This is a genomic window from Catellatospora sichuanensis (assembly GCF_007483665.1).
GTDB classification, from domain to species: Bacteria; Actinomycetota; Actinomycetes; order Mycobacteriales; family Micromonosporaceae; genus Catellatospora; species Catellatospora sichuanensis.
Genome location: NZ_VIQO01000013.1, coordinates 312,336 through 337,605, shown reverse-complemented (window position 1 = coordinate 337,605; position 25,270 = coordinate 312,336). Strand labels below are relative to the sequence as shown.

Sequence of the window (25,270 nt, the reverse complement as noted above, 5' to 3'; positions counted from 1 at the left end):
ATCAGAATGCGCGTCCCCTGGTCACCTGGCAGGATCGCGGCCGTGTTGCTGACCCTCTCGACCACCCATTCCCCCGCCACCGATCTCGGCTTCCTCCTGGTCAAGCACCCGGACCGCGTGCACAGCTTCGAACTGAGCCACGGCACGGCGACCGTGCTCTACCCGGAGGCGAGCGAGCAGCGGTGCACCGCCGCGCTGCTGCTGGAGGTCGATCCGCAGCGGCTGGCCGACACCCGAGCCGACGGCCAGCAGCTCAACCAGTACGTCAACGACCGCCCGTACGCCGCGTCCAGCCTGCTGGCGGCCGCGCTGAACCGGGTCTTCCGCACCGCCGCGCGCGGGGTCTCCAAGGACCGGCCCGAACTGGCCGCGACCGCGATCCCGTTGTCGATCCGGGTGCCGTCGCTGCGCGCCAAGGGCGGCCTGAAGCTGGCCGAGCGCCTGTTCGCGCCGCTGGGCTGGACGGTGCGCGGCGACGTGCTGCCGCTGGACCCCGCGTTCCCCGAGTGGGGCGACAGCCGGTACGTCGACCTCACCCTCGACGGCGAGCTGCGCCTGGCCGACGCCCTCAACCACCTCTACGTGCTGCTGCCGGTGCTCGACGATGCGAAGCACTACTGGGTCGCGCCCGACGAGATCGAGAAGCTGCTGCGCGCCGGGGAGGGCTGGCTCGCCGGGCACCCGGAGCGCCCGTTGATCATCCGGCGCTACCTGGCGCACAGCCGCGCCCTGGCCGCCAAGGCGGATGCGGCGCTCGCGCCGCTGGAGGAGGCGCCCGCCGACGACTCCGTGGCCGAGGGCCCGGTGGTGGAGAAGGCCAAGCCGTTGAACGTACGCCGACGCGCCGCAGTGCTGGCCGCGCTGGCCGAGACCGGGGCGACCCGGGTGCTCGACCTGGGCTGCGGCGGCGGCGCACTGCTGGGCGACCTGATCCGGGAGAAGCGCTACACCGAGATCGTCGGTGCGGACGTGTCGCCGAAGGTGCTGGAGATCGCCGAGCGGCGGCTGCGGCTCAAGCGGCTGCCCGACCGCCAGCGCGCCCGGATCAAGCTGATCCAGTCCGCGCTGACCTATGTCGACGAGCGGCTGCGCGGGTACGACGCCGCGGTGCTGATGGAGGTCATCGAGCACCTCGACCTGCCCCGGCTGCCCGCACTGTGCGCCGCGGTGTTCGGCGACGCCAAGCCGGGCGCGGTCATCGTGACCACGCCGAACGTCGAGTACAACGTGCGCTACGAGACGCTGCCCGAGGGCGGCCACCGCCACGACGACCACCGTTTCGAGTGGACCCGGGCCGAGTTCGCGGCCTGGTGCGACCAGGTCGCCGCCGACTACGGCTACACGTACACGCTGCGCGGCGTCGGCGACGAAGACCCGGAGGTCGGCACCCCGACCCAGCTCGCCCTGTTCACCAAGACCACCACCGAGGAGGTGCCGGCATGACCACCACCGTCGCGCTGCCCGAGCTGTCCCTGGTCGTGCTCGTCGGCATCTCCGGGTCGGGCAAGTCGACCTTCGCCCGGGAGCACTTCCTGCCCACCCAGGTGCTGTCCAGCGACGCGTTCCGTGGGCTGCTCGCCGACGACGAGAACGACCAGGCCGCCACCAAGGACGCCTTCGAGGTGCTGCATCTGGTCGCGGGCAAGCGCCTCGCGGCGGGCCGGCTCACCGTCGTCGACGCGACCAACGTGCAGTCGCACGCCCGCGCCGCGCTGGTCGAGGCGGCCAAGGCGCACGACGTGCTGCCCGTCGCCGTCGTCATCGACACCCCGGAGGCGGTCTGCTGGGAGCGCACGCAGGCTCGCCCGGACCGGACGTTCGGCCGGGAGGTGCTGCGCCGTCAGCACCGCGACCTGCGGCACTCGCTGAACAAGCTGGCCCGTGAGGGCTTCCGCAAGGTGTACGTGGTCAAGGACCCCGGCGACGTCGAGCTGCGTTACGAGAAGCTGTTCAACGACCGCACCGAACTGACCGGGCCCTTCGACCTCGTCGGCGACGTGCACGGCTGCCGGGCCGAGCTGGAGCAGCTGCTCGCCGCGCTCGGCTGGGAACTGACCCGCGACGACACCGGCCGGGCCGTGGACGCGAGCCACCCCGCGGGGCGTACCGCCGTGTTCGTCGGCGACCTGGTGGACCGCGGCCCGGACTCCCCAGGCGTGCTGCGGCTGGTCATGAACATGATCGCCGGAGGCCGGGCGCTGTGCGTGTCCGGCAACCACGAGAACAAGCTGCTGCGCCACCTGCGCGGGCGCAAGGTCCAGCTCACCCACGGCCTGGCCGAGACCGTCGCCCAGTTGGAGACCGACCCGGTCGACGGGCTGGCCTCGTTCCTCGACGGCCTGATCAGCCACTACGTGCTCGACGGCGGCCGGCTGGTGGTCGCACACGCGGGCCTCAAGGAGGCCTACCACGGCCGCGCGTCCGGCCGGGTGCGCTCCTTCGCCATGTACGGCGACACCACCGGCGAGACCGACGAGTTCGGCCTGCCCGTGCGCTACCCGTGGGCGCAGGAGTACCGCGGCCGGGCCATGGTCGTCTACGGGCACACGCCCACCGTCACGCCCGAGTGGATCAACAACACCATCTGCCTCGACACCGGCTGCGTGTTCGGCGGCAAGCTCACCGCGCTGCGCTACCCCGAACGGGAGCTGGTCGAGGTCGACGCGGGGCAGGAGTACTACGCGCCCGCCCGGCCGCTGCAGCCCGTCGCGCCGCCCGACCGCGCCGCGGGCGCGCTGCGGCTGTCCGAGGTCACCGGCCGCCGCCACGTGCAGACCCTGCACGGCACCGTCACCGTGCCCGCCGAGCACAGCGCGGCGGCGCTGGAGGTGATGAGCCGGTTCGCGGTCGACCCGCGCTGGCTGCTCTGGCTTCCGCCGACCATGGCACCTTCGTCGACGTCGGCCGTGGACGGATACCTGGAGCACCCCGCGGAGGCGCTGGCCGACCTGCGGCACGCGGGCGTGGACCGGGTGATCTGCGAGGAGAAGCACATGGGCTCCCGCGCGGTGGTCCTGGTTTGCAAGGACGCCGCGGTGGCCGCCAAGCGTTTCGTCGACGACGGCAGCACCGGCGTGATCTACACGCGTACCGGGCGGGCGTTCTTCGATCCGGAGCGTACCGAGCAGCTGCTGGCCAAGGTGCGCGACGCGGCGGCCGCGGCCGGGCTGTGGGCTGAGCTGGACACCGACTGGCTGCTGCTCGACTGCGAGCTGCTGCCCTGGTCCGCCAAGGCGCAGACGCTGATCCACCAGTACGCCGCCGTCGGCGCGTCCGGCCGGGCCGTGCTGCCCGCGGCGCTGGACGTGCTGTCGGCCGCCGCGGCACGCGGGCTCGACACGGCCGCCCAGCGGGAGCGGCTCACCGGGTCGCTGCGCGACGTGCAGGCCTTCACCGACGCCTACCGCCGGTACGTCGCCCCCACCGCCGGGATCGCGGGCATCACGCTGGCCCCGTTCGCGGTGCTGGCCGCCGAGGGCAAGGCGTACGCCGACGCCGACCACGGCTGGCACCTGTCCATCGCGGACCGGCTGGTCGCGGCCGACCCGGTGACCTTCACCCCGACCCGACGACTGGTGCTGGACCTGCCTGCCCGGTCGGCGGCCGACCCGGCCACCGCCGACGTCGCCTTCGCGTCGGCGGTGGCGCAGGCGACGGACTGGTGGCTCGCGCTGACGGAGTCCGGCGGCGAGGGCATGGTGGTCAAGCCGTACGCGGGCCTGTCCGTCCGCGGCGCGAAGGGACTCGTCCAGCCCGGCGTGAAGTGCCGCGGCCGCGAGTACCTGCGCATCATCTACGGCCCGTCGTACACCGAGCCCGCGCAGCTGGCCAAGCTCCGCCAGCGCAAGCTCGGCCGCAAGCGCGCCCTGGCCCTGCGCGAGCACGGTCTCGGCCTCGCCGCCCTGGACACGGTCGGCCGCGACGGCCCGCTGTGGCGCGTGCACGAACTCGTCTTCGCCATCCTCGCCAGCGAATCCGAACCCACCGACCCCCGCCTGTAAGCCCAAAGGAAGGGCACCTTCTTAACGCTATGCGTAGAGGAAGGTGCCCTTCTTAACGCCAGTCCCCACCCGAGCAGCGACGATCCGTCGCGCGCGGCGCGGGGGTGCAGTTTCGGGGAAATCGCGCCTTCACAGTCCTTCGAAGCCGCAGTTTCCCCGAAACTGCGGCTGGTCGGGGTCGGTTCAGGCGGTCAGGGAGAGGCAGGCCGTCGCGGTCTCGCGGACGCCGGGTGCGAAGGCCGCGCCGAACAGGGCGGTGTGCAGCAGGTACATGGAGAGCTGGTGCAGCGGGACGCGCTCGGTCCAGCCGTCGGCGGGCGGCCAGGCTTCGGCGTACGCGGCGAGGATCCGGTCCGCGAACGGCGCGCCGCCCCACAACCGCAGGTAGGCCAGGTCGGTCTCGCGATGGCCGCCGTGTGCCGCGGGGTCGACCACCCGGCACCGGCCGTCCGCGCCCCAGAGCAGGTTGCCGGTCCACAGGTCGCCGTGGATGCGGGCCGGTGGCTCGTCGCCGCCGATGCGGTCGAGACCGGCCAGGACCCGTTCGACGCGGGCCGTGTCGGCCGGCTCCAGCGCGCCCCGGTCCACCGAGAGCCGCAGGTACGCGGCCAGCCTGCGCTCGCCGTACCACTCGTGCCACGGGCCGGGGTGCGGGGTGTTGTCCATCGGCGCGGAGCCGTGGAACCCGGGCCAGGGCGCGCCGAACGCGGGCGCCCCGACGCGGTGCAGCCCGGCCAGCGCCCTGCCGAACTCGTCGGCCGCGGCAGCCGACGGCCGCCCGTGCTCGATCCATGCCATACCGAGCAGGTCCGGGGTGTCGACCAGCACCTCGGGCACCGCGACCGTGCCGGTCTCGGCGAGCCAGCGCAGGCCGTTCGCCTCGGCGGTGAAGAAGCCCTCCGGTGCCCGCCCGCCCGCCTCGGGCCACGACTTGGTGAAGATCGACTCGCCGTCGTCGAAGGTCAGCCTGCTCGTGTGGCAGATCGAGCCGCCGTCGACCGGCGTCTCCCGGATCCGCTGATGGTGCAGGAAGGTCGGCAGCAGGTGCGGATGCGCGCGCAGGTAGGCCAGGTCCACGTGTCCCATTCTGAGCCGTCGCCCGGTGCGCGCCGCGCGGGCGTGCCGTCCGCCCCCTGGATGCGCCCCGATCGCGCGACTGAGCGCGTTTTCCCGGAACCGGCTGTATCCCAGGCCATGGCGTCCAGTCGGTGGCCTACCGCGCGGGCCAGGGCCCGACACTGCCAGGCGGTATCGCCTGGTCGAGCGCCTCGGTGAGCAGGTGGGCCAGGGTGTACGCCGGGTCGGCCAGCAGCGCCCGACGCAACGCCGCCCCGGCCAGCACACCGTTGCCCGACCGCCAAGCGCACCAGGCCAGCAGGCTGGCGACCGGGGCCAGCAGCGCGGGCTCACCGCGCCGGGTGAGGTCCAGCCAGAGGTCGAGCTGCCAGGGCTCGGTATCGGTCAGCTGCCACGCATGGTCCCGGCAGCGCAGGTCGAGCAGGAGCACGGTGAGCCAGGCGGCCTCATCGTCATCGAGCCGCCCACCGGATTCGGCGACGCGCAATGCGTCCTCGACCGCGGCCGTCCCGGCCCGCACCAGCCGGTCGTCGGCAGCGTCCTCGTTTGATCCGGTCCCGGTGCCGCCTCCGGTCACGTTCCCGCGCCGCACGCCGGGTCTGGTGTCGGGTCTGCCGTCGCGGCGGGCCTCGGCGATGCCGTCGCAGAGCAGCGCGTCGAGCCGCTCCTCGGCGCGGTCCACGGCCTGCGTCATCGCGATCGCGGCCAGCCCGCCGACGGGCCGGACCAGTTGCTCCACCGCGGCCCGGTCGGGCTGGGCGACCAGCCCCTCGTAGGTGGCGATGGCGGCCGCGGCGGTCGTGCTCAGGTCGAACGGGGCTCCGCCGGGCGGCGTGCAGTCGTCGCACTGCAGGCAGTGGTAGCGGTCGCCGGCGTGCAGCAGCACCTCGCGCACGTGGTAGCCGCGGGCGTCGAGGGCGTTCGCCACGTCGCGGGTCACGTCGGCAGCCGCAGGGTCGGGGCCGTATCCGACGAGCAGCACCGAGGTGATCGCGGCCCGCGCCCGGCCCGCGGCGGCGAGCAGCCGGGCGAGCCGGTGGACCGTCTCGGCGCGGGGCTGCCCGAGGTCGGCGCGGACGGCGACACCGATCTGCCGGTCCGTCACCCCCAGCACGACGACGCTGTCCGCCGGGTGGAAGCCGAGCAGGTAGGGCACGTAGCCGAGCAGGTCCGCGCGTTCGGTGAGGGTGTAGGTCGGGGAGTCGGTCGTCATGTGCGGCAGCCTCCCCGCCACGGCGCGACGGGGACAGCGATGATCGCTAGCCTGTGGATGACACGCCGGTTCGTCCACAGGGCGGGGAGCGAACAGATGATCTCGTACGCGGCGATGGTGCTGGCCGGGGGCGCTGCCCGCCGAATGGGTGGGGTCGCCAAACCGCTGCTGCCCGTCGGTGGGGTGCCGATGCTGCGACGGGTGCTCGCGGCAGTCGCCGACGCGCGTGCGCTGGTGGTCGTCGGGCCGCCGGAGCTGGCCGCCGAGCTGCCGGCCGGAGCCGTGCTGACCCGCGAGGAACCGCCCGGGGGCGGCCCGGTCGCGGCCGTCGCCGCCGGTGCGACAGGGCTGCCGGAGCTGGGCGGCGTCGACCGGGTGCTGGTCGTCGCCGCGGATCTGCCTTTCCTGACCCGGGACGCGGTGGCGGCGCTGCTCGCCGTGGACGCGGACGTGGTGATGTTCACCGACGCGGACGGCCGACGGCAGCACCTCTGCGCGGCGTGGCGGCTCGGGGCGCTGCGCGCCGCGCTGCCCGCGCAGCCGCACGGCGCCCCGATGCGGGCGCTGCTGGCACACGCGGACGTGGCCGAGGTGCCGTGGTCCGGCGTGGGCCCGGCGCCGTGGTATGACTGCGACACCCCGGAAGAACTGAGCGAAGCGGAGGCGGTACATGGGCGTGGACCTGCATGACTTCACCGACGCGGCGTGCGCCGAGCTGGGCGTGCCCCGCGCGGACGTGGACGTGACGATGGTGCTGGACCTGGCCCGGGAGGTGGCGCACAACACGGTGCGGCCCGGTGCCCCGGTCGGCGCATACCTGCTGGGGCTGGCCGTCGGGCGCGGCGGCGACCCGCAGGAGCTGGCCGCCCGCCTGACCGGCCTGGCCCACCGCCTCGCCGCACCCGATCCGGACTGAGGCCGCGGCCGGTACATGGCGGACGCGGACAGGCGACGCAAGGGTGTGGACGGTCGAATGGCCGACTACGCGAATGCGCTTCCGGTCGGTAGTGTCTCCGTGACAGAGGACCCAGGTTCGTCCGACGGCTTGCCGGGATTGAGCCAGGTTCGACGAGGAGGCGCACCCATGTCGGAACTGTCGAATCCTGGCCTGGCGGAGGCCGGGCTGCTCGACGAACCCACCACCGCGGACCTGCATGCGAAGGTCGCCGAGGCCTGGCGGGAGTTCGCCAGAGCCCTGGCCGCGGCCCTGCCGACGCTGCCGGTCGGCAGTGAACTGGAACTGGCGCTGGACCCGACCGCGTCGGGCACCGGCTCCGCCGTGTACGGCGTGAGCGTGGAGTGCCTGGAGGACGGCTCGCTGCAGGCGCGGGCGGTCAGCAACGCGAACCTGCCGGAAGGGTTTCGGCTGGAGCGGTCCGCGATCGCGGCGATGGTCGCGCTGGGCTGGTCGCCGCCGGGCGTGATGGCCGGGTCGCGGGAGAACTTCGGCATGACGGGCCCGTCCGAGGGACTGGCGAACGTGATCACGCGGACGCTGCGCGATGTTTACGGCGCACCCCATCCCGCGTTCCTGGTCTACGAGGCGCACGACCGCCAGGAGGAGCCCGTCCCGATCGAGCCGCTGGGCACGGCGCGGCACGAGTCGACGGTGGACGCGTTCCTGCCCTCGATCGACTCGCTCGACGCCAGTGGGCTGGAGCTGGCCGACCGGGTGCGCATCGTGGTGTCCGCGATGCTCAAGTCCGACCCGGACGAGCTGCAGGTGGACGGCGACGGTGACATCGGCATCCGGGCCGGTTCGGCCATGGTGTTCGTACGCGTCCGCGAGAACCCGCCGCTGATCGACGTGTTCTCGCCGGTGCTGACCGACATCGAGCCGACCGAGAAGCTGTTCGTGAAGCTGTCCGAACTGACCAATCGGATGCCGATCGGCCGCCTCTACTGCACCGCCGGCACGGTGTGGGCCTCGATCCCGGTGTTCGGCCGCGACTTCCAGGCCAGCCACCTGGCCCTGGCGATCCAGGTGATGACCGGGCTGGCCGACGAGCTGGACGACCGCCTGCACGGCGAGTTCGGCGGCAAGCGCTTCTTCGGCGAGGGCGACAAGCCCGCGGGCAACATCCCCGAAGCCCGCATCGGCCAGTACCTCTGACCAGCCTCACCTGAAGATCCTGGGCGGACCGCGGGGGTGACCCGCGGTCCGCCCAGGATCTTCGTGGTTCGAGGCGCCCGGGTCAGAGGACGACCCGGGCGAGTTCGGCGGTGCCGGACAGGGTGGTGGCCACGGCCACGGTGTCCGACACGACCCAGAGCGTGTCGTCGATGACGAGGCTGCGGCGGGGATAGCCGCCGGGGTTCACCTCGCCGGCCTTCTCCAGCGAACCGGAGCCCACCCGGAACAGCAGGGCGCCGGTCCGCTCCTGCTTGTCGTACGCGGCGTACGGAACCACCAGCAGCCCCGTCGCGGGCCAGTACAGGAACGCGTGCGGGTCGTACTCGGCCTCGCTCCAGCCGTGCGGGATCTTCTCCTGGTCGAGCCGCTTCGGGTCCGCGCCGCCGACGTCGAACAGCGACACCTGCAGCCCGGTCACCCGGCCCTGGCCGGTCGCGTCCTGGCCCACCCCGATGAGCCGGCCGTCGGCGACCGGGTGCAGATAGCTGCTGTATCCCGGGATCTTCAGCTCGCCGGCGAGCACCGGGCGGGCCGGGTCGCGCAGGTCGATCGTGTAGAGCGGATCGGTCTGCCGGAACGTGACGACGTATCCGGTGGGGCCGAGGAAGCGCACGGCGTAGATCCGCTCCCCCTTGCCCAGGCCGCCGAGCTTGCCCAGCGGCTGGAGCTGCCCGCCGTTGCGGCGCAGTGTGTACACCGTGGACTCGCTGGTCTGCTCCCGCCTCCACTGCTGCCCGGTGGTGGTGGCCACGCGCAGCACGCCGTCGTGCTCGCTCAGCGAGTACTGGTTGAGCAGCCATCCCGGCACGCTGCCGGACGCGGCGAAGACCGGGCGCGGTCCGGAGACGTCGAACATGTACAGCTCGGTGCGGTCCCTCGCCTTCTCACCCCGCCAACCCTCGTCGTGGGCGAGGTACAGCCGGCCGCCGGTGCCGTACACCGTGCGGGCGTCGGCGAGCACCGCCGTGGGCAGGCCGTCGCCCAGCGCCGCGCGGTTCAGGTCGAAGCTGAGCACCGTCACCAGCGAGGTCCCGCTGAACTCGGCGGGCCTGCTGACCTGCCCGCAGTCGAGCCGCCCGCCGGCGCCGTCGGCGGTGTACGCGGGCAGCCACCGCTCCAGCGGCGTACTGTCGATGACCTTCTTGTTGGCGGCGATGCGATCCGCGTCGGTGCCCTTCTCCAACCACGTGAAGTCGATCATCGGGTGGGAGGTGACCACCACGCGGGCGGTGCCGTCGGCGAGCCGGGCGTCGGTCAGCTCGGCCCCGATCTCGTACTGGCCGGTGAACCGGGGCTCGCCGGCCAGGTCGACCAGCCGGAGCCGGGTCGAGGACGGCCCGCCGCGCATCGGCATGCGGGCGTCCGAGACGCCGCCGTACATCATCGCCTGCATGGACGTGAGCACCAGCGCTCGGTCGCCCTGCAGGAAGAGCTGGTGCATACCGTTGCCGAGGTGCAGCGAGCCGGCCGCCCGGCGGGTCGTCGCGTCGATGACCCGCAGCGTGTCGCCGAGCACGGTCACGATGCGCCGTCCGTCGGTCTTGACGATGTCCGGCTCGTCGACCCCCACCTCGTGCGTGTTGGTGCCGGAGTACGACTTGGCGGAGGTGTCCGGGCCCGCGCCCTCCCGCGCGCCGTCTGCGGTGGCCGGTTGCGCGCGCTGCAAGCGCATCCCCCAGCTGCTGCCGGGCAGGCCCCAGGAGGTCACCACGCGTTTGGCCGCTTCGCGCACCGACTCCAGCAGGCCGTCGCAGGAGTCGTACGACACCAGGCGCAGTTGCGGCTCGGGCCCGGGAACGGGACGGTCCGCGATCGCGCCGCCGCCTGCCGTGCAGCCGGCCAGGGACAACGTGGTGAGCAGGCAGAGCACGCTTCGTCTCATGCCCGTCTTCGACGTACGGATCATGCTCGCGGCTCCCGTCGGCGTCGAGAGCCGCGCCGTCCGGCGTACCCGGACGCGGTCAGTCGACCAGACGGGACAGGACGATCATGCTCCGGGTGCTGGTGATGAAGGGCTCCGCCCGCAGCCGCTCCAGCGCCTGTTCCAGGTGGGAGATGTCGGCCGCGCGCAGGTGCACCAGGGCGTCGGCCTCGCCGGAGACGGTGTACGCCCCGACCACCTCGGGGTGGCGGCGGGTGGCCTGCGTGATCTGCGCGGGCGTGGTGCGCCCGGTGCAGAACAGCTCGACGAAGGCCTCCGTGCCGCCACCCACCGCCGCCGGGTCGACCACGGCGGTGAATCCCTTGATCACCCCACCGGAGCGCAGCCGGTCCACCCGTCGCTTGACAGCCGGTGCCGACAGCGACACCACCATGCCGATCTCGGCGTAGGTGGTGCGCGCGTCGCTCAGGAGCGCGGAGATTATTCGCTGGTCAACGTCGTCCAACTGCACTACCCGAGGGTAGCGAGGTCGCTGATCAGCACGTTCGACAGGATGGGGCCGTCCTTCTCGACCTTGCGCAGATACCACTTCTGCTGCGGGGAGCGCTGCTGGTTGAACTGCCAGTTGCCGCGGGGGCTGATCACCTGGCCCACGTTCGACAGCAGCGTGTTGACCTTCTGCGGGCTGAGCGTGCCGTCGCCGGCCAGCGTCAGCGCCTGGTCGAGCACCGCCGCGGCGTCGAACGCGGCGACCGCGAACGCCGTGGGGGAGCGCTGGAACTTGGCCTGGAACAACGACGAGAACGTGTGGTTGGCCATGTTGTTGAGGTCGGCCGAGTAGTGCATCGCGGTGAAGAGCCCGCGGGCGCCGTCGCTGAGCTCGTCGAGGGCACCGCCCTCGGCGATCGCGCCGGGAGCGTAGAGCTCGACGTCGCTGCCCGGCGTGAGCCCGGCCTGCTTGAGCGCGGCCATGAACTTGACGATGTGCGAGCTGGGCAGGTTGCAGAAGATCGCCTTGGGGTTCCTGTCCGCGATCTGTCCCGCGTACGACGCGTAGTCGGCGGTGGTCGGCTTGATGCCGGACTTCACCGTGATGACGTCCTGCGCGCCGCTGCCGTAGACCTTGGTGAAACCGAGCATCAGCTCCGCACCGGCCGTGCCGGGCACGGTGATGAGGCTGACCTTGCCGCTGCCGTTGCCGAGGCGCCGGCGCAGGTAGTGGGCGACGGCGAGAGCCGGCTCGTCGGTGAGGTAGGAGGTGCGCCAGATGTACGGGGCACTGGGCATCTCGGCCGGCGCGGCGTGCGCGGCCAGCAGCGGCACCTTCGCCTCCTCGACCCGGTCGCGGACGATGGGCAGCAGATCCGGGTTGGCGACGCCGACCACGGCGAGCACCTGGGCCTTGTACAGGTTCTCCAGGGCCGCGGCGCCGGACTTGGTGGTCTCGCCCTCGTCCTCCACCTCGATGCGGACCGCACGGCCGCCGAGCTTGCCGTCGTGCAGGTCGACGTAGAGCTTGAAGCCCAACTCCAGGTCGGCGCCGACCTCCTTGTTCGCTCCGGTGGCGGGGACGAGGAGACCGATGCTGACGCCGCTGCGCTCGCTGGGCGTGCCAGCGGTCGAGCAGCCCGCGAGGCCGCCGGTCACGCCCGCAACGCCGACGCCGGTCAGCAGACCGAGCAGCCTGCGACGGTCAAGGCCGTCCAATGTGTCCTCCAGAGTGACATTCGGCCGGACGCGCGTACCGGTGGCACGGCCGTGGGGGTGACGCCAAACCTGTGGGCGCGCGTTCTCTTGACCCACTGTGGCGTTCTACCGTGTCGCGGGTCTCCCGTCAATGATCAACATAGGCCTGTGTCTCGGGATCTAGGATGGGTGGGTTCGACGCTGAGGAGGTCGTGGTGAGCCAGCAGCATCCCGAGGAGAAGAGTGTCGTGGTCGTCGGTCCGGACGGACAGCCCATCGGCACGGTCGAGGTCAACCCTGACGGCGCCACCGGGCGCGAGGAGGATCCGAGCCACCTCATCGAGCAACCAGCCAAGGTCATGCGTATCGGCAGCATGATCAAACAGTTGCTGGAGGAGGTGCGCGCCGCACCCCTCGACGAGGCCGGCCGCCAGCGCCTGGTGGAGATCCACCGTCGCTCGATCGTCGAGTTGGAGGACGGCCTCTCCCCCGAGCTGCGCGACGAGCTGGAGCGGATCTCGGTCGACTTCACCGAGGGTGCGACGCCGTCGGAGTCCGAGCTGCGCATCGCACAGGCGCAGCTGGTCGGCTGGCTGGAGGGCCTCTTCCACGGCATTCAGGCGGCCCTGGTGGCCCAGCAGATGGCCGCCCGCATGCAGCTGGAGCACATGCGCAACATGCCCGCCCTGCCGCCCGGCACCCACCCCGACCCCACCAAATCCACCAGCACCGGCCAATACCTCTAACCCCACCGCCCCCACGCCCACCCGGCCCACCTCGGGCCCCGGCCGTCTCGCGCAATTCTTGAAGACTCGCGCCTTCTGCGATTGGCGAAGGCGCGACTCTTTAAGAATGCGGCTGGGTGTGGCTGGGTGTGGCTGGGTCGGCGGACCGAGGCCGGTCAGGCTTCGCGTTTGAGGAGTTCGTCTAGGTAGACGGCTACGCCGTCGCGGTCGTTGGAGAGGGTGACCTCGTCGGCGAGAGCCAGGATCTCGGGGTGGGCGTTGGCCACCGCGACCCGGTGGCCGGCCCACTCGAACATCGGGATGTCGTTCGGCATGTCCCCGAAGACCAGCACGTCGGCGGGATCGATGCCCAGCTCGGCGGCGACCACGGCCAGCCCGGTCGCCTTGTCGACGCCGGGCGGCGTCACCTCCACCCAGCCCAGGCCCGAGTGCGTGAACGCGGCGACCTCGGGTGCCACCAGACTGCGAGCGGTCCGCAGCAGCGTGTCGGAGTCCGTGTCGTCGGTCTTCACGAACGCCTTGATGACGTCGTAGCAGAGCGACTCCTCGCGCGGCCGGAACTTCAGGTCGTCCGGATACGGCCAGTCGTCCACGTCGTCGCCCCACAGCGGAGCCCGCTGCGCGTCCAGCACCTCGACCAGCAGCTTCACCGGCCCGAGCCGGTTCTCCAGCGCTTCGACCAGCCCGGCGACGACCGGCCCGGGCAGCCGCGCGTCGCGCAGCACCCGCGGTGCGGACGGGTCGCGCAGGTCGAGCACCCGCCCGCCGCCGCCGAGCACCAGCAGGTCCGCGTGCGGCAGGTCGATCCGGCTCAGTTCCTCCAACCGGGGACCGCGGCCGGTGGCGCCCACGATGGGGACACCGGCCGCGCGCACCCGGTCGAAGACGGCGTGGGTGAACCCGCTGACGGTCTCGTCCGACCGGACGACGGTGCCGTCCAGATCGGTGGCGACCAGCTTCGGCAGCCCGCGCGGCCGCAGCCCGTCGCTGCGCAGCTCGGCCCGGCCGGTCGCGTCGCGTGCCGGCACCTCGACGTGCCCCGAACCCCCGTGGTCGGGCACGCCGTTCAGGACCCTGCCTTGGCGGGCTCCAGTACGTCGCGGCCGCCCACGAACGGCTGGAGTGCCTTGGGCACCCGCACCGAGCCGTCCGGCTGCTGGTGCTGCTCCAGGAGCGCCACGAGCATGCGTGTGGTGGCCAGCGTGCCGTTGAGTGTCGCGGCGGTCTGGGTGCGGCCGTCGGCGTCGCGGAAGCGGGTGTTCAGGCGGCGGGCCTGGAACGTGGTGCAGTTGGAGGTCGAGGTGACCTCCATGTACCGGTTCTGGGTGGGCAGCCAGGCCTCGCAGTCGAACTTGCGCGCCGCCGACGAACCGAGGTCGCCCGCGGCCACGTCGATCACCCGGTAGGCCAGCTCCAGCTTGCCGAGCATCTCCTCCTCCCACGCCAGCAGGCGCAGGTGCTCCTCGGCGGCCTCCGCCGGGTCGCAGTACGAGAACATCTCGACCTTGTCGAACTGGTGCACCCGGATGATGCCGCGGGTGTCCTTGCCGTACGAGCCCGCCTCCCGGCGGAAGCAGCTCGACCAGCCGGCATAACGCTGCGGCCCGGCGGCCAGGTTCAGGATCTCGTCCTTGTGGTACGCCGCCAGCGGCACCTCGCTCGTGCCGACCAGGTACAGGTCGTCGGCGGGCAGATGGTAGACCTCGGCGGCGTGCGAGCCGAGGAAACCGGTGCCCTCCATCGACTCCGGCTTGACCAGCACCGGCGGGATCATCGGCGTGAACCCGGCCTCCACCGACTGCCACAGGCCCATCTGGAGCAAACCGAGCTGGAGCAGCGCGCCCACCCCGGTCATGTAGTAGAAGCGGGCGCCCGAGACCTTCGCGCCGCGCTCGGTGTCGATCGCGCCCAGCAGCTCGCCCAGCGCCAGGTGGTCGCGCGGGTTGTCGAAGACCGGACGGTCGCCGACCTCGCGCAGCACGACGTAGTCGTCCTCGCCGCCGCCGGGCGCACCGTCCTGCACCACGTTCGCGATCGCGAACTGCGCGGTCCGCAGTGCCTGCTCGGCCTCGTTGACCGCGGCCTCGGCCGCCTTCACCTCGGCGGCGAGGTCCTTGGTCCGGGCCAGCAGCGCTGTCTTCTCGTCGCCGGTCGCCTTCGGCATCAGCTTGCCGAGCTGCTTCTGCTCGCCCCGCAGGGCCTCGAAGGAGGCCACCGCGGACCGCCGGGCCTCGTCGGCGCGCAGCAGGTCGTCGACGGAGTCGACGGAGTCGCCGCGCAGGCGCTGGCTGGCTCGTACGGTCTCAGGGTCCTCGCGGAGCAGACGCAGATCAATCACGTCGAAAAGCGTACCGGCCCGCGTTCGGAGCTTCGCGTCAGTATTGCCGTAAGAACGGCGCGGCGGTGGTGACCGTCAATTCGATGTCGCCCGACTCGTGGTCGTCGGGTTCCTCGTCCTCGTCCTCGACCGCGGCATGCCGGCCGGCCGGCGGCTCGGGTTCACGCCGGTGCGCGGACAGCATGGCGAGCCCCAGCAGCGCCACGGCCGCGAGCGCCGCCCACATGCCGCGCCCGGGGCTGGAACTGAAGCGCGACAGCAGTTCCTCGTTCATGAACCCGCCGAAGACGCGCGGCAGTTCACTGGTCGAGCCGAGCACGCTCGCCAGGGCCGCGAGCAACATGACCAGCACGGCCGAGGTGCCGAGCGCGACCATCCGCGCGATCGCCCGCGCCGCGGGCGGGCCGAACAGCGCCACCGCGGTCGCCGCACCGAGCAGCATCAGCCCGCCCAGGTACGGCGTACCGCCGATCGTCGACCAGACCGAGCTGGTCACGCGCGGGATGCTGGCGAAATACTCGTCACCGGAGCGGGTGGTGTCGATGACCTGCCACTCGCCCACCAGCGACGCGACCGCCGCCGCGCCGCCGAGCACGACGAGGCCTGTGGTCAACCGGGAGTCTGTCGTCATCGCACGCCAGTCGGGGCGACGGCGGGTCACCGGTGCCGGGGCCGGGCCGAACTCCACCACATCGAGTTCCTCGGACATGGGCGAATCATGCCATGCAGAGCTGAAAAAACAGGCCCCTCCCGAAGGAGGGGCCTGCCGCTAAGTCACCGTCCGCCGGCTCACTGGCCGAGCAGGCCGCCCAGCAGGCCGCCCTGCTGCTGCTGGCCGGCGCCGGCGCCCGCGATGCCCGCCGGGGGCTCCTCGGACGGCTGCACCACGACGAAGCCCTGGCCCTGGAAGCTCATCGTGAAGGCCTCGCCGGTGCTGCGGCCCAGCAGCGTGCCGATGCCCAGCTGCTCGGCGCGGTGGTAGCCGGTCTGCAGGTTGGCCGACCAGCAGATCGCCGCCTGGGGGTCGGCGTAGGTGGGCGCGTCCACGGTCAGCACGACCGGGGTGCCCTTGGTGGTGATGGCGATCCGGCCCTGGCCCGAGAAGACGCAGTTGAACAGGCCGGCCGCCGAGAACATGCCCATGCCCTGGACCATCTTGATGTCGTAGTTCAGCGTCGACTCGAAGGCCAGCACGTTGGTGCCGTTGACGCTGAGGGCGTCGCCGGGACCCAGGTCGATCAGGTGCACGTCCGCGGCCCGGTCGGCCAGGAACACGTCACCGCGGCCGGACAGCTTCATCAGCGGCACGCCCTCACCGGTGATCTTGCTCTTGAGCCACTTGGCCGCGCCTCCGGAGCCGAGCGCCTGGAACTGCACCTGGCCCTGGTAGGCAACCATCGCGCCGGTGCGCGCCATGACCTCGCCGTTCAGCTCGATCTTCAGCATCTTCGAGTTCTGCAGCGTCAGACCAGGAGTCGCGGACTCCTTCTCCAGGTTTTCGGCAGCGAAGAGTGCGCTCTGCATGTCGTCATCCTCCATAGAACGGGGGCGGAGAAACGCACCGAGCGTAGTTGACCTGCACAAGAAACAACGTCGTGTTGGTGACTCATCGGCAAAGGTCAGGGTGAAGATCCGGGAAACCACGGGCGGTTCCGGGCCATCAACCCCAGCCCAGGTCGTGCAGCCGGTGGTCGTCGATGCCGAAGTGGTGCGCGATCTCGTGTACCACGGTGACCGCCACCTCCTCGACGACGTCGTCGTCCGTGTCGCAGATGCGCAGGATCGGGTGCCGGTAGATGGTGATCCGGTCGGGCAGCACACCGGCGTAGTCCCAGCCTCGATCGGTGAGCGCGTGTCCCTCGTACAGGCCGAGCAGCTCCGGGTCGCCGGGCGGCGACTCGTCCTCCACCAGGATGACGACGTTGCGCATCAGGTTGAGCAGCTCCTGCGGGACCTCGTCGAGGGCGTCGGCCACCAGCTCCTCGAAGCGTTCCCGGCTCATCTCGACCGGCATGGTCAGGACAGCTCGCCCCGACGCAGCCGGCCCAGCCAGGCGGCGGCGTCGGTGTAGTCCGGGTCGGACAGTCCCGCCGGAGGCGGCACCGGTCGCTCCGGCGCCGCGCCGGGCAGGCCCGCCCGGGGATACGAGCCGAGGAAGCGCACTCCGGCGCAGATCCGACGCAGGCCCTGCAGCGCCTCGCCGACCCTGGCCTCGGCGACGTGGCCGGTGCAGTCGAGGAAGAAGACGTAGCGGCCGAGCCGCTCGCCGGTCGGGCGGGACTCGATCCGGGTCAGGTTCACCCCGCGTACGGCCAGCTCGGTGAGGACCGCCAGCAGCGCCCCGACCCGGTCGTGGGAGATCCAGACGGCCAGCGAGGTGAGGTCGTTGCCGGTCGGCTCCGGCGGCGTGCCCGGCCGCGACAGCAGCACGAAGCGCGTCGCGGCGTCCGGGTGGTCGGCGATCTTGTCGGCGAGCTGGTGCAGGCCGAAACGCTGGATGGCGATCGGCGCGCAGATCGCGGCGTCGAAGTCACCCGCGGCCACCCCGGCCGCCGCGGCACCGTTCGAGAGCACGTCGACCACGGTCGCGTCCGGCGCGTACGCCCGCAGCCAGGCGCGGCACTGGGTGGACGCCTGCGGATGCGCGGCGATCGACCGCACCTCGGCCAACGAGGTGGCGGACCGGGCGGCGAGCACGAACTCCACCGGGATGACGACCTCGCGGGTGATCACCAGCGGGTCGCCGTCGACCAGTTCGTCCAGGGTCACGCCGACCGCGCCGCCGATCGAGTTCTCCCACGGCACGAGCGCGGCGTCGGCCTCGCCGGCACGCACGGCCTCCAGCGCCTCGGGGACGCTGCGGGTCGGCGTGCGGATTCCTCGCCCGGCTGCCGGGATGGTGAGCAGCGCCTGCTCAGCGAAGGTGCTCTCCGGGCCGAGATAGACGAAGCGGGTGGGCGGGACTCCAGGCATGACCTCAGCGTAGCCATTGGTGGCCGCATCCGCGGCCACGGCATTCGGCCTCGGAAGCCTCCCTTACCCGCCGGTCGCTCGTCCGCTGCGCGGACTTCCGCTCCCGGCGGGTGAGGTCGGCGGCCGAATGCGTTGTGGTCGCGACCCCTTTCCGCAGGCTGCGCCGCGTCAGCAGCCGGCGGCGATGCGGATGCCGGGTGGGGCGAAGTTGCGCACCTCGACCGTGCAGATGTCGGTGCCCGCGGTGACGAGGTCGAGCGAGGCGGGCGCGCCTTTCGTGACGACCTGCAGGGGCTCGCGGGATGGCACGGTGAGCACGGTGTACTGCCAGGTGCCGGCGCAGACGGGGGGCCTCGTCACGGTGACCGTGCCCGAACCGGGCAGGATCGACGACTTACGGCGCACGGCGGCGATGACCTGGTCGCCGGTGGGGCGGCCCTGGCAGTCGGTGACGGTCAGCTCGGGGAAGGGGCCGGGGCTGCTCGGCGGGGCCGAGGGCGGCAGGCTGAAGCTGGGCGGGAGTGTCACCGCACTGGGTGACACGGACGGCTGCGGCACGGTGCCGCCGGGCTTGGGCTGCAGCTCGGGCGGAACCCCGCAGCCGCTGAGCAGAGCCGCTCCGACCAGGCACGCGGTGGCGAGCGGAAGAGCCGGGGTGGACGGACGGGTTGGACGCAGGGGCATGGGGAACGAGACTAGCGCGCGTTGGCCATACCCGCGGTCATACCGCCGCGAAGAAGCTGAGTGAGCCGACGACCTGGCCGCCCTGCCACAGCGGTGTGGCGACGGCGTCGAGGGTGCGGCTGGGTGCGCCCTGCGGCGCGCGCACCCGCAGCAGGCCTCGCGCGGGACGCTTGGAGGTGAGCGCGAGCAGTGGGGGGATCTGCTCGCGCTCTGCTTCACCCAGCTCGTTGCCGGCGGCGGTGAAGTCGATCAGGCACAGCACGTCGCGCACGTATTGTCCGGCCAGCTCACTGGGCTGCTCCACCGAGAGCAGCCGGACCCAGGGGGTGGAGGCGGCGACGATGACACCGTCGGCGTCGATGACCAAACAGGACTCCTCGGCCGAGGAAACCGGCACCGACCAGCTGCGCAGCGGGTCGACGGCGGTCGGCTCCAACGGGGAGAGGGAGAGCTCGATGTGGGTCATCGCTGCTCACGTTACCCGCGCGCAGTGCCCTTGTCACCGGGGGTCGCGCCCTCCGGATGCCAGGTGTAACCGCTGCCCGCGGCGTATGGCTGATTGACCCAGATCGCGGGGTTGCGGGCCACCTGGGACAGCTTCTCGGCGGTCGTGCCGGTGATCCGCCGGCCGGTGGAGTCGAGCACCTTGTCGAGCTCGCGGTACGAGGTGACGATGCATTCCTTGGGCAGGCCGTTGACGCTGATCGGTCCACTCCCGACGAAGGCGAGCACGGCGAACACCTTGATGTCCTGGCCGACCGCGGCGGAGATGGCCTTGGCGGCGCGCTTGGCGTCCCGCCTGGCCTGCGAGATGTACGGCGGCCGGCGGCCGCTGATCTGCACCACGTCACCGGCGATGAGCACGCGGCTGCGGCCGTGCTGCGCGATGCAGACGCTGAAGATGCCACCGGGGCCGATGGCGAGGAAACCGGCGTCGGAGGGCTGGGGCTTGGCTGTGCCGGCGGCCTGTGCTTGGCTGGTGAGCAAGGCGTGCGGCCACTCGATGACGTGCCAGTCGCGGCCGAGGCGGTGCACCGCGCGGTCCTCGGCGGCCGACATGCGCCGGAGGGCGCGGTCGGCGCGGCGGCGGCGGGCCCAGTCTGCCGGGGAGGCGGGCGGCGGGGCGGTGTCTGGTCCTGACGGCACCGGCAGGCTCGGGGAGCGTCCGAAGGTCGGGCGCAGGAAGGGCGCACGATCGGGATAGACGGTCATGGTGTGCCTCCGGGTGGAACGACACGCATTGAGTTAGGTATCCCTTACCGTACGTGTTCGCTCGTCGATGTGTCAGGGGACAAATCTGGCACTCAGCACGAATGAATGGATGAATGTCCGATTCAGCTTCATTCCCTGGGGCTCATGCGGCAGGTCTGTCGCCCACGCGCCGACGAGATTCTCACGTGCCCGTGCAACGTTCGGTGAGCACGACGTGAGACACGACCGCCCGTGCCACCGGAGCAGCACGGGCGGGCCGAACATCCGTGAAAGGGCAGGTCAGCGCAGGGTGAGCTGGCGGCCGAGCAGGCCCTGCCGGGCACGGCGCTGGTCCGGCGTGAGAGGTTCGTCGAGGGCCTTCGCCGCGGCGTAACGTGCCGCGACCGCGGCCAGCGACTCCTCCCAGGCCCCGGCCTCCGGCGCCGACGGCAGGTCCCACACCGGAACGAGCAGGCCGTGTGCCCGGAACATGCCGGCGAACTTGGTCTCGTCGGTGAGCTTCAGCTCGCCCGCCGCGCTCAGCCGGGCCAGCGCGTTCAGCGCCACGTCCTCGCTGTCGGGCAGCACCCAGCGCACGTGCGACTTCTCCGGCACCCGGCACCAGTACGCGGCCGGCGCCGCCGCCATCCGCACGGTGGGGTAGACCGAGGCGTTGGCGGCGTCCAGCGACGCGGACACCTCGGCGTCGCGCTCCTGGTCCGCGTCGAGCCAGAAGTCGAAACCGTCGTACACCGTGACGTCCAGCGGCGCGTCGACGAGCAGGTCCGCCAGGCGTGGACCCTCACCGGGCAGCGGGGGCACGTTCACCGGCGCGCCGGGCTCGCCCTCGAGCGCGCACAGCAGCGCCACGGCCAGGTCGCGGTTCACATCGCCGGAGCGCTCGTGCCGCTGCAGGCCGAGCAGGATCCGGCCGTCGGTCTTGGTCAGCGCGGGCCACGCCATCGGCAGGATGGTGGCCAGGGTGACCTGCCGGTCGCCGTACTTCTCGACGTACTCCGGGGCCAGGGTGAGCGGGGCGGTCGCCGCGGGCACCAGCTCACGCAGCGCCACCAGCTCGGTCTCGGCGGCCAGCCCTGCGAAGGGCCGGGCCACGAAGACGTCGCGCACCTTCGGCTGCTTGGGCTGCTTCTTGTCCAGGCGATTCTTCTTGCTCATGAACGGTCCTCGCTCAGCTGACGTGGGATGACCTAAGTCAGCTTAGTTCCGCCCAGACGCTCTGGCCGAGACCGTCCCGCTCGACACCCCACCGGACGGCGAGGGCATCGACGATGGTCAGGCCACGGCCGTCGGGGTCCTCGGCGCCGGCGGTGCGCGGGCGGGGCAGCTGCTGCGCGCCACCGTCTGTCACGCGGACCTCGATGACCTGCTTGGACTCGACCGTACGCAGGCGCCAGGCGAGCCGGACCACGCCACCCGGGAGCGGCTCGGCGTGGCGCACGGCGTTGCCGACCAGCTCCGCGGCGACCGAGACGACATCGGCGAGCAGGGTGGGCGTGACGGCACCGGCGAGTGCGGCGGCGAGGCGGTGTCGCGCCTGCTGTGCGCCGCGTGCGTGGTGGGGCACCACCACGCACCAGGCTCGCTCAGCGACAGCCATCGACACGATCATGCCTCCCCGGATGCGTGCGCATCCCTCTTCACGTCGCCTCGCGGCAGCCGTACTTCTGCGACCGTACCTCCCCCATCTCGGGGACGTAAGGACACCCATCCGTTTTGTCGTTCAATAGTCTTTCGGACGAGATAAAGACCCAGACCGGCACCACCGTACCGCCGTCCGTCGCCGCTGTCCGCCTGCCAGAACCGCTCGAACACCTGGTGAACCTGCTCCGGGGCGATCCCTATCCCCCGATCGAGTACCTGGAAGAACACCGTGCGCCGGTCGTTGCCGGCGGTCAGCACGACGGTCTGCTCCCGGGCGGAGTACTTGTCGGCGTTGGTGGCCAGCTCGGTGAGCACGTTCGGGATGGTGGCGCGGTCCCCGTAGGCCAGCGGGAGCCGCTCCGGCAGCTCCAGCCGGAACCGGCGGCGCAGGTCGGCCGGCAGGTTCGCCGCCGCGTGGCGAAGCGCTTCGACGAGGTCGAAGGGGCCGGGCGACAGTGTGCCGACCGCCGTGTCGGTGCTCGCCGCCAGCAACCGGTCGACCAGGCGGGCCAGCTCGTCGCTGCGCTGGCCGATCACCCGGGCCGCCTCGCGGCGGGCCTTCTCGTCGAGCTGGCTCCAGTGGTCGCGCAGCGTGTCGGCGTACCCCTTGATGACGGTGACCGGTGTGCGCAGCTCGTGGCTGGTGACGGCGATGAACAGCTCGCGGTCGGCGAGATCGTCCCCGGCGTTCTGCACCGGCAGGCCGGCCCGCTCGCTGTAGAGGCGGCCCACGGTCGCCCCGAGCAGCGCCATCACCGCGAGCTGGTCGGGGTCGGCCGGCCGGTCGTCCGGCATGAACGCGCCCAGCAGTGCGGGCGTACGCCCGTCGAGGTCGATCCGGTGCAGCAGGATCCACCGGCTGCCCAGCGACGTCATCTGGTCGGAGGCCTCGTCGTCGACGGCGCCCAGCTCCACCCGGTAGGTCGCCGGCCCGGGGCGCAGCACCGCGGACACCACCTCCGGCTGGACCGGACGGCCCAGCGCCCAGTCGGCGGTGCCGGTGGCGGCGACGACCCGGCCGGCGCCACCGGTGCCGTGCAGTTCGGAGAGGGCCATGCCGGGCACGCCCAGCACGTACTGGCCGAGGTGCAGCAGCCGGTCGAGGGCCGGCAGGCCGCCGCGGGCGGTCACCGGGTCGTTGAAGAGCGCGGCGATACCCAGCGTCAGCTCGCGGTACGCCACCTCCACATGCAGGATCCTGCCTGCCGGAACTGATCCGCGCCAGGGCTGTGACCGATCAGTGATGATTCAACGACCGAGGTGTGCCAGCACCTCAGCCGGGCGGTCCGTGATGATGCCGTCGACGCCGAGCTTGAGCAGCAGGTCCACGTCGTCCGTGGCGTTGACGGTCCACACGTAGACCTGCTGGCCGCCGGCCTTCAGCCGGCGCACCAGGTCCGGCCGTCGGCGCACCAGTTCCAGTCCGGGTCCCGCGATGCGGGTGCCGAACGGCAGCCGCCGCATCCGCAGCCCCGGCGGCAGCAGGTCCATCAGCTGCACGGTGGGCAGCGCCGGCATCAGCTCGCGGGAGCGGCGCACCGCCAGCGGCGAGAACGACATGACCGTCACCCGCACCGGCGCATCCGTGGACGCGCCGGTGAGGCCGTGCCGGTTCAGCACCGCCCGCAGCCGGTACTCCACCGCCTTGCCGTACCGGTTGGGGTGCTTGGTCTCGATCAGCATCCGGACCGGCCGTCCGGCCTGTCGCGCGGTGTCGAGCAGCTCCTCCAGTGTCAGCACCCCCGCCGGCTGCCCGCTGGTGTGCCAGGAGCCGAAGTCGAAGGAGCGGAGTTGGGCCAGCGTGTACGCGGCCACCGGCCCACGGCCGTCGCTCACCCGGTCCAGCCGCCGGTCGTGCACGCAGACCAGGTGGCCGTCGCGGGTGAGGCGTACGTCGCACTCCACGCCGTCGGCGCCCTCGCGCAGCGCACGGGCGTACGCCCCGAGCGTGTGCTCGGGCAGGGCGGCCGACGACCCGCGATGGGCGAAGACCAGCGGGGCCGGGTCGGGGGTGCGGCTCACGCCTTCTCCTTGTTTCCCTCGTCGGCGCCATGTTCACCGGGTCCGGCGGTGCGCTCGCTCACGACTAGATGATCTGCGGCGGCAGGCCCTCGGCGGCGACGACCGGGCGGCCGGCGGCGACCCAGCCCATCATGCCGCCGTCGACGTTGGTGACGTTGTCCCAGCCCTGCTGGCGCAGGTACGACACGACCTGCCCGGAGCGCCCGCCCACTCGGCAGAGCACGAAGACCTCCCGGTCCTGCGGCACCTCGGCCATGCGGGCGGGGATCTGCATCATGGGCAGGTGGACGGCCTCGGGGGCATGGCCGGCGGCCCACTCGTCGTCCTCGCGGACGTCGAGCAGGAAGGCGTCGGCGGGCACCTCGGCGACGGTGGCGGTGGGGATCTGCGCAGCGAACACGCCTGCAAGTGTAGAGGTCAGATCGAGTTGACCCATTCCGGATGCTGCCGTACCCAGGTTGCCAGGTCGGCGTCGCGCATGGCCCGGAACAGGTCCTCCGCACCGTCCTGCAGCAGCACGTACGACACCCCGCCGATGCTCTGCACGTATGACGGCACCCGGATGCCGGTGAGCGAGTCCGGCCGGATGTTGCGCAGCGCCACGATCAGGTCGGTCAGCGTGGCCTCGCCGGTGTCGAGGGTGAGCGAGTGCCCGATGCCGCGGATGAACTGGTCCAGCTTGACCGGATTGCGGGTGACCCCGCTGTCCAGCGCCTTGCTCAGGATCGCCTTCACCAGCTGCTGCTGATGGCGCTGCCGGTCGAAGTCGCCGCCCGGCAGGCCGTAGCGCTGACGCGAGTAGTCCAGCGCCTCCGAGCCGTTCATCCGGCGGCAGCCGACGGTGAACAGTCGCTTGGTGTGGATCGACCGCACCTCGGTGTCGACGCACATGTTCACCCCGCCGAGGCCGTCGATGACCTGGGTGAACCCGCCGAAGTCGACCACCGCGGCACCGTCGAAGCGCATCCCGGTGAGCTGGGTGAGGGTGGCCGACAACAACTGCACCCCACCGCTGCCGCCCCCGCCGAACTCGAACGCCGCGTTGATGCGCTGGCGTGCCCCGCCGAACGAGGTGCCGCCGAACGCGGGGATCTCCACCCGCAGATCACGCGGGATGGAGATGACGTAGGCGTGGTTGAGGTCGCGGTCCACCTGAACGACGAGGATGGTGTCCGAGCGCTGCCCCGCGGCGGGATTGGCCGCACGCAGGTCGGACCCGATGAGCAGGTAGTTCAGCGGGCCGCTGAGCCGGCGCCAGCCCACGTACGCGTCGCCGGTGTCCCGGGCGCTCGGGTCGAGCAGAACGTCGCGGCTCACGCTCGACTCGTAACGCTGCACCAGTGCCTGCCCGGCGGCCAGGCCCCCGCCGGCCAGCAGCACCAGGCCCACCAGGATCGCCGCCAGCACCTGCGGCCAGCGCCGGGTGCGTCGGCGGGGCCGGACCGGCGGGTTCGTCGCGCGCAGCGTACGGGTCGCGCGGTGGGTGTTCCTGCGCCCGCGCGGGGTCTCCGGCCAGCCGAGCCCGGATCGGGGCGAGGCGTGCCCCGGTGGTGCCGCTGCGGGGGAGGGCCAGCCGACGCCGGTGGCGCGAGCCGCTGCCCTCCCGCCGTCGCCGGAACGCCACACGGAGCTGGCCATGCCGCCTCCCCGGGAGCGAGAAA

General features: G+C 72.1%; 26 protein-coding genes. 6 read left to right on the top strand and 20 right to left on the bottom strand.

Going from position 1 to position 25,270, the window contains the following annotated elements; translation table 11 throughout:
* Positions 1 to 42: 42 nt before the first annotated feature.
* Together FLL47_RS26570 and FLL47_RS26565 are read left to right on the top strand one after the other, a co-directional pair.
* Positions 43 to 1,443, top strand: a complete 1,401-nt coding sequence (locus tag FLL47_RS26570; RefSeq protein WP_144123323.1) for a 3' terminal RNA ribose 2'-O-methyltransferase Hen1 — start codon at positions 43 to 45, stop codon at positions 1,441 to 1,443.
* A complete protein-coding gene (locus FLL47_RS26565; RefSeq protein ID WP_144123321.1) occupies positions 1,440 to 4,001 on the top strand; it encodes a polynucleotide kinase-phosphatase in 2,562 nt (853 codons plus the stop codon). The genes FLL47_RS26570 and FLL47_RS26565 overlap by 4 nt, the downstream gene beginning before the upstream one ends.
* Before the next feature lie 183 nt (positions 4,002 to 4,184).
* Here the strand turns inward: FLL47_RS26565 and FLL47_RS26560 are convergent, their stop codons facing one another.
* Together FLL47_RS26560 and FLL47_RS26555 are read right to left on the bottom strand one after the other, a co-directional pair.
* Positions 4,185 to 5,078: a fructosamine kinase family protein gene (locus FLL47_RS26560; RefSeq protein ID WP_144123319.1), complete on the bottom strand. Its 894-nt coding sequence runs from the start codon at positions 5,076 to 5,078 to the stop codon at positions 4,185 to 4,187.
* Positions 5,079 to 5,214: 136 nt separating this feature from the next.
* Positions 5,215 to 6,291, bottom strand: coding sequence for a DUF4192 domain-containing protein (locus FLL47_RS26555; RefSeq protein WP_144123317.1), 1,077 nt, complete (start codon positions 6,289 to 6,291; stop codon positions 5,215 to 5,217).
* Between the two features lie 114 nt (positions 6,292 to 6,405).
* Between FLL47_RS26555 and mobA the strand changes: the two genes are divergently transcribed.
* The 3 genes from mobA to FLL47_RS26540 all read left to right on the top strand — a co-directional run bounded on the left by mobA (position 6,406) and on the right by FLL47_RS26540 (position 8,404).
* The gene (gene mobA / locus FLL47_RS26550; RefSeq protein ID WP_144123449.1) at positions 6,406 to 6,981 is read left to right on the top strand and encodes an NTP transferase domain-containing protein; all 576 of its coding nucleotides are present in this window, start codon (positions 6,406 to 6,408) and stop codon (positions 6,979 to 6,981) included.
* The gene (locus tag FLL47_RS26545) at positions 6,962 to 7,207 is read left to right on the top strand and encodes a DUF6457 domain-containing protein (RefSeq protein ID WP_144123315.1); all 246 of its coding nucleotides are present in this window, start codon (positions 6,962 to 6,964) and stop codon (positions 7,205 to 7,207) included. Before mobA ends, FLL47_RS26545 begins: the two co-directional genes overlap by 20 nt.
* 168 nt (positions 7,208 to 7,375) lie before the next feature.
* Positions 7,376 to 8,404 carry a T3SS (YopN, CesT) and YbjN peptide-binding chaperone 1 gene (locus FLL47_RS26540; RefSeq protein ID WP_144123313.1) on the top strand — a complete coding sequence of 343 codons (1,029 nt, stop codon included), beginning with the start codon at positions 7,376 to 7,378 and terminating at the stop codon, positions 8,402 to 8,404.
* Between the two features lie 82 nt (positions 8,405 to 8,486).
* Here FLL47_RS26540 and FLL47_RS26535 read toward each other — a convergent pair whose 3' ends face one another.
* From FLL47_RS26535 to FLL47_RS26525, 3 genes are all read right to left on the bottom strand, one after another.
* Entirely contained in the window at positions 8,487 to 10,307 is a 1,821-nt protein-coding gene (locus tag FLL47_RS26535) for a beta-propeller domain-containing protein (RefSeq protein WP_246158633.1), read from the bottom strand.
* A 79-nt stretch (positions 10,308 to 10,386) separates the two neighbouring features.
* Positions 10,387 to 10,818, bottom strand: coding sequence for an Lrp/AsnC family transcriptional regulator (locus tag FLL47_RS26530; RefSeq protein WP_120317676.1), 432 nt, complete (start codon positions 10,816 to 10,818; stop codon positions 10,387 to 10,389).
* A complete protein-coding gene (locus FLL47_RS26525) occupies positions 10,818 to 12,014 on the bottom strand; it encodes an ABC transporter substrate-binding protein (protein ID WP_186315916.1) in 1,197 nt (398 codons plus the stop codon). The genes FLL47_RS26530 and FLL47_RS26525 overlap by 1 nt, the downstream gene beginning before the upstream one ends.
* A 164-nt stretch (positions 12,015 to 12,178) precedes the next feature.
* Between FLL47_RS26525 and FLL47_RS26520 the strand changes: the two genes are divergently transcribed.
* Entirely contained in the window at positions 12,179 to 12,739 is a 561-nt protein-coding gene (locus FLL47_RS26520) for a bacterial proteasome activator family protein (protein ID WP_144123309.1), read from the top strand.
* A gap of 155 nt (positions 12,740 to 12,894) precedes the next feature.
* Here the strand turns inward: FLL47_RS26520 and FLL47_RS26515 are convergent, their stop codons facing one another.
* The 15 genes from FLL47_RS26515 to FLL47_RS26445 form a co-directional block, all read right to left on the bottom strand.
* Positions 12,895 to 13,719 carry an HAD family hydrolase gene (locus tag FLL47_RS26515; RefSeq protein ID WP_144123445.1) on the bottom strand — a complete coding sequence of 275 codons (825 nt, stop codon included), beginning with the start codon at positions 13,717 to 13,719 and terminating at the stop codon, positions 12,895 to 12,897.
* Between the two features lie 86 nt (positions 13,720 to 13,805).
* Positions 13,806 to 15,077: a serine--tRNA ligase gene (gene serS, locus FLL47_RS26510; RefSeq protein ID WP_144123307.1), complete on the bottom strand. Its 1,272-nt coding sequence runs from the start codon at positions 15,075 to 15,077 to the stop codon at positions 13,806 to 13,808.
* A gap of 37 nt (positions 15,078 to 15,114) precedes the next feature.
* The gene (locus FLL47_RS26505; RefSeq protein WP_144123305.1) at positions 15,115 to 15,786 is read right to left on the bottom strand and encodes a hypothetical protein; all 672 of its coding nucleotides are present in this window, start codon (positions 15,784 to 15,786) and stop codon (positions 15,115 to 15,117) included.
* 80 nt (positions 15,787 to 15,866) lie between these two features.
* Entirely contained in the window at positions 15,867 to 16,601 is a 735-nt protein-coding gene (locus tag FLL47_RS26500) for an AIM24 family protein (protein WP_144123303.1), read from the bottom strand.
* 136 nt (positions 16,602 to 16,737) lie between these two features.
* Complete coding sequence (locus FLL47_RS26495; protein WP_144123301.1) at positions 16,738 to 17,091, bottom strand: metallopeptidase family protein; 354 nt, start codon at positions 17,089 to 17,091, stop codon at positions 16,738 to 16,740.
* A 2-nt stretch (positions 17,092 to 17,093) separates the two neighbouring features.
* Positions 17,094 to 18,050 carry a prephenate dehydratase gene (gene pheA, locus FLL47_RS26490; protein WP_144123299.1) on the bottom strand — a complete coding sequence of 319 codons (957 nt, stop codon included), beginning with the start codon at positions 18,048 to 18,050 and terminating at the stop codon, positions 17,094 to 17,096.
* A gap of 168 nt (positions 18,051 to 18,218) precedes the next feature.
* Positions 18,219 to 18,734 carry a hypothetical protein gene (locus FLL47_RS26485; RefSeq protein ID WP_144123297.1) on the bottom strand — a complete coding sequence of 172 codons (516 nt, stop codon included), beginning with the start codon at positions 18,732 to 18,734 and terminating at the stop codon, positions 18,219 to 18,221.
* A gap of 37 nt (positions 18,735 to 18,771) precedes the next feature.
* Positions 18,772 to 19,200, bottom strand: coding sequence for a transcriptional regulator (locus FLL47_RS26480; protein WP_144123295.1), 429 nt, complete (start codon positions 19,198 to 19,200; stop codon positions 18,772 to 18,774).
* 11 nt (positions 19,201 to 19,211) lie between these two features.
* Complete coding sequence (locus FLL47_RS26475) at positions 19,212 to 19,946, bottom strand: hypothetical protein (protein ID WP_246158630.1); 735 nt, start codon at positions 19,944 to 19,946, stop codon at positions 19,212 to 19,214.
* 279 nt (positions 19,947 to 20,225) lie between these two features.
* Positions 20,226 to 21,101 carry a DUF5926 family protein gene (locus FLL47_RS26470; RefSeq protein WP_144123293.1) on the bottom strand — a complete coding sequence of 292 codons (876 nt, stop codon included), beginning with the start codon at positions 21,099 to 21,101 and terminating at the stop codon, positions 20,226 to 20,228.
* Between the two features lie 37 nt (positions 21,102 to 21,138).
* Positions 21,139 to 21,555, bottom strand: coding sequence for an ATP-binding protein (locus FLL47_RS26465; RefSeq protein WP_186315915.1), 417 nt, complete (start codon positions 21,553 to 21,555; stop codon positions 21,139 to 21,141).
* Positions 21,552 to 22,775, bottom strand: a complete 1,224-nt coding sequence (locus FLL47_RS26460; protein ID WP_246158622.1) for a sensor histidine kinase — start codon at positions 22,773 to 22,775, stop codon at positions 21,552 to 21,554. Before FLL47_RS26460 ends, FLL47_RS26465 begins: the two co-directional genes overlap by 4 nt.
* A 60-nt stretch (positions 22,776 to 22,835) precedes the next feature.
* On the bottom strand, positions 22,836 to 23,609 hold the full coding sequence (locus FLL47_RS26455) for a glycerophosphodiester phosphodiesterase (protein ID WP_246158620.1): 774 nt from the start codon (positions 23,607 to 23,609) through the stop codon (positions 22,836 to 22,838).
* 64 nt (positions 23,610 to 23,673) lie between these two features.
* Positions 23,674 to 24,009: a rhodanese-like domain-containing protein gene (locus FLL47_RS26450; RefSeq protein WP_144123289.1), complete on the bottom strand. Its 336-nt coding sequence runs from the start codon at positions 24,007 to 24,009 to the stop codon at positions 23,674 to 23,676.
* A gap of 17 nt (positions 24,010 to 24,026) precedes the next feature.
* Positions 24,027 to 25,247 carry an LCP family glycopolymer transferase gene (locus tag FLL47_RS26445; RefSeq protein ID WP_144123287.1) on the bottom strand — a complete coding sequence of 407 codons (1,221 nt, stop codon included), beginning with the start codon at positions 25,245 to 25,247 and terminating at the stop codon, positions 24,027 to 24,029.
* Between the last annotated feature and the right edge of the window lie 23 nt (positions 25,248 to 25,270).

What these genes read in the sequence shown, in the direction of transcription:
- FLL47_RS26565 (WP_144123321.1), top strand. Translation starts at nt 1,440, where the DNA reads ATGACCACCACCGTCGCGCTGCCCGAGCTGTCCCTGGTCGTGCTCGTC.
- FLL47_RS26555 (WP_144123317.1), bottom strand. Translation starts at nt 6,291, where the DNA reads ATGACGACCGACTCCCCGACCTACACCCTCACCGAACGCGCGGACCTG.
- mobA (WP_144123449.1), top strand. Translation starts at nt 6,406, where the DNA reads ATGGTGCTGGCCGGGGGCGCTGCCCGCCGAATGGGTGGGGTCGCCAAA.
- FLL47_RS26545 (WP_144123315.1), top strand. Translation starts at nt 6,962, where the DNA reads ATGGGCGTGGACCTGCATGACTTCACCGACGCGGCGTGCGCCGAGCTG.
- FLL47_RS26540 (WP_144123313.1), top strand. Translation starts at nt 7,376, where the DNA reads ATGTCGGAACTGTCGAATCCTGGCCTGGCGGAGGCCGGGCTGCTCGAC.
- FLL47_RS26535 (WP_246158633.1), bottom strand. Translation starts at nt 10,307, where the DNA reads ATGAGACGAAGCGTGCTCTGCCTGCTCACCACGTTGTCCCTGGCCGGC.
- FLL47_RS26520 (WP_144123309.1), top strand. Translation starts at nt 12,179, where the DNA reads ATGGGTGGGTTCGACGCTGAGGAGGTCGTGGTGAGCCAGCAGCATCCC.
- FLL47_RS26505 (WP_144123305.1), bottom strand. Translation starts at nt 15,786, where the DNA reads ATGTCCGAGGAACTCGATGTGGTGGAGTTCGGCCCGGCCCCGGCACCG.
- FLL47_RS26500 (WP_144123303.1), bottom strand. Translation starts at nt 16,601, where the DNA reads ATGCAGAGCGCACTCTTCGCTGCCGAAAACCTGGAGAAGGAGTCCGCG.
- FLL47_RS26495 (WP_144123301.1), bottom strand. Translation starts at nt 17,091, where the DNA reads ATGCCGGTCGAGATGAGCCGGGAACGCTTCGAGGAGCTGGTGGCCGAC.
- pheA (WP_144123299.1), bottom strand. Translation starts at nt 18,050, where the DNA reads ATGCCTGGAGTCCCGCCCACCCGCTTCGTCTATCTCGGCCCGGAGAGC.
- FLL47_RS26485 (WP_144123297.1), bottom strand. Translation starts at nt 18,734, where the DNA reads ATGCCCCTGCGTCCAACCCGTCCGTCCACCCCGGCTCTTCCGCTCGCC.
- FLL47_RS26480 (WP_144123295.1), bottom strand. Translation starts at nt 19,200, where the DNA reads ATGACCCACATCGAGCTCTCCCTCTCCCCGTTGGAGCCGACCGCCGTC.
- FLL47_RS26475 (WP_246158630.1), bottom strand. Translation starts at nt 19,946, where the DNA reads ATGACCGTCTATCCCGATCGTGCGCCCTTCCTGCGCCCGACCTTCGGA.
- FLL47_RS26470 (WP_144123293.1), bottom strand. Translation starts at nt 21,101, where the DNA reads ATGAGCAAGAAGAATCGCCTGGACAAGAAGCAGCCCAAGCAGCCGAAG.
- FLL47_RS26465 (WP_186315915.1), bottom strand. Translation starts at nt 21,555, where the DNA reads ATGATCGTGTCGATGGCTGTCGCTGAGCGAGCCTGGTGCGTGGTGGTG.
- FLL47_RS26445 (WP_144123287.1), bottom strand. Translation starts at nt 25,247, where the DNA reads ATGGCCAGCTCCGTGTGGCGTTCCGGCGACGGCGGGAGGGCAGCGGCT.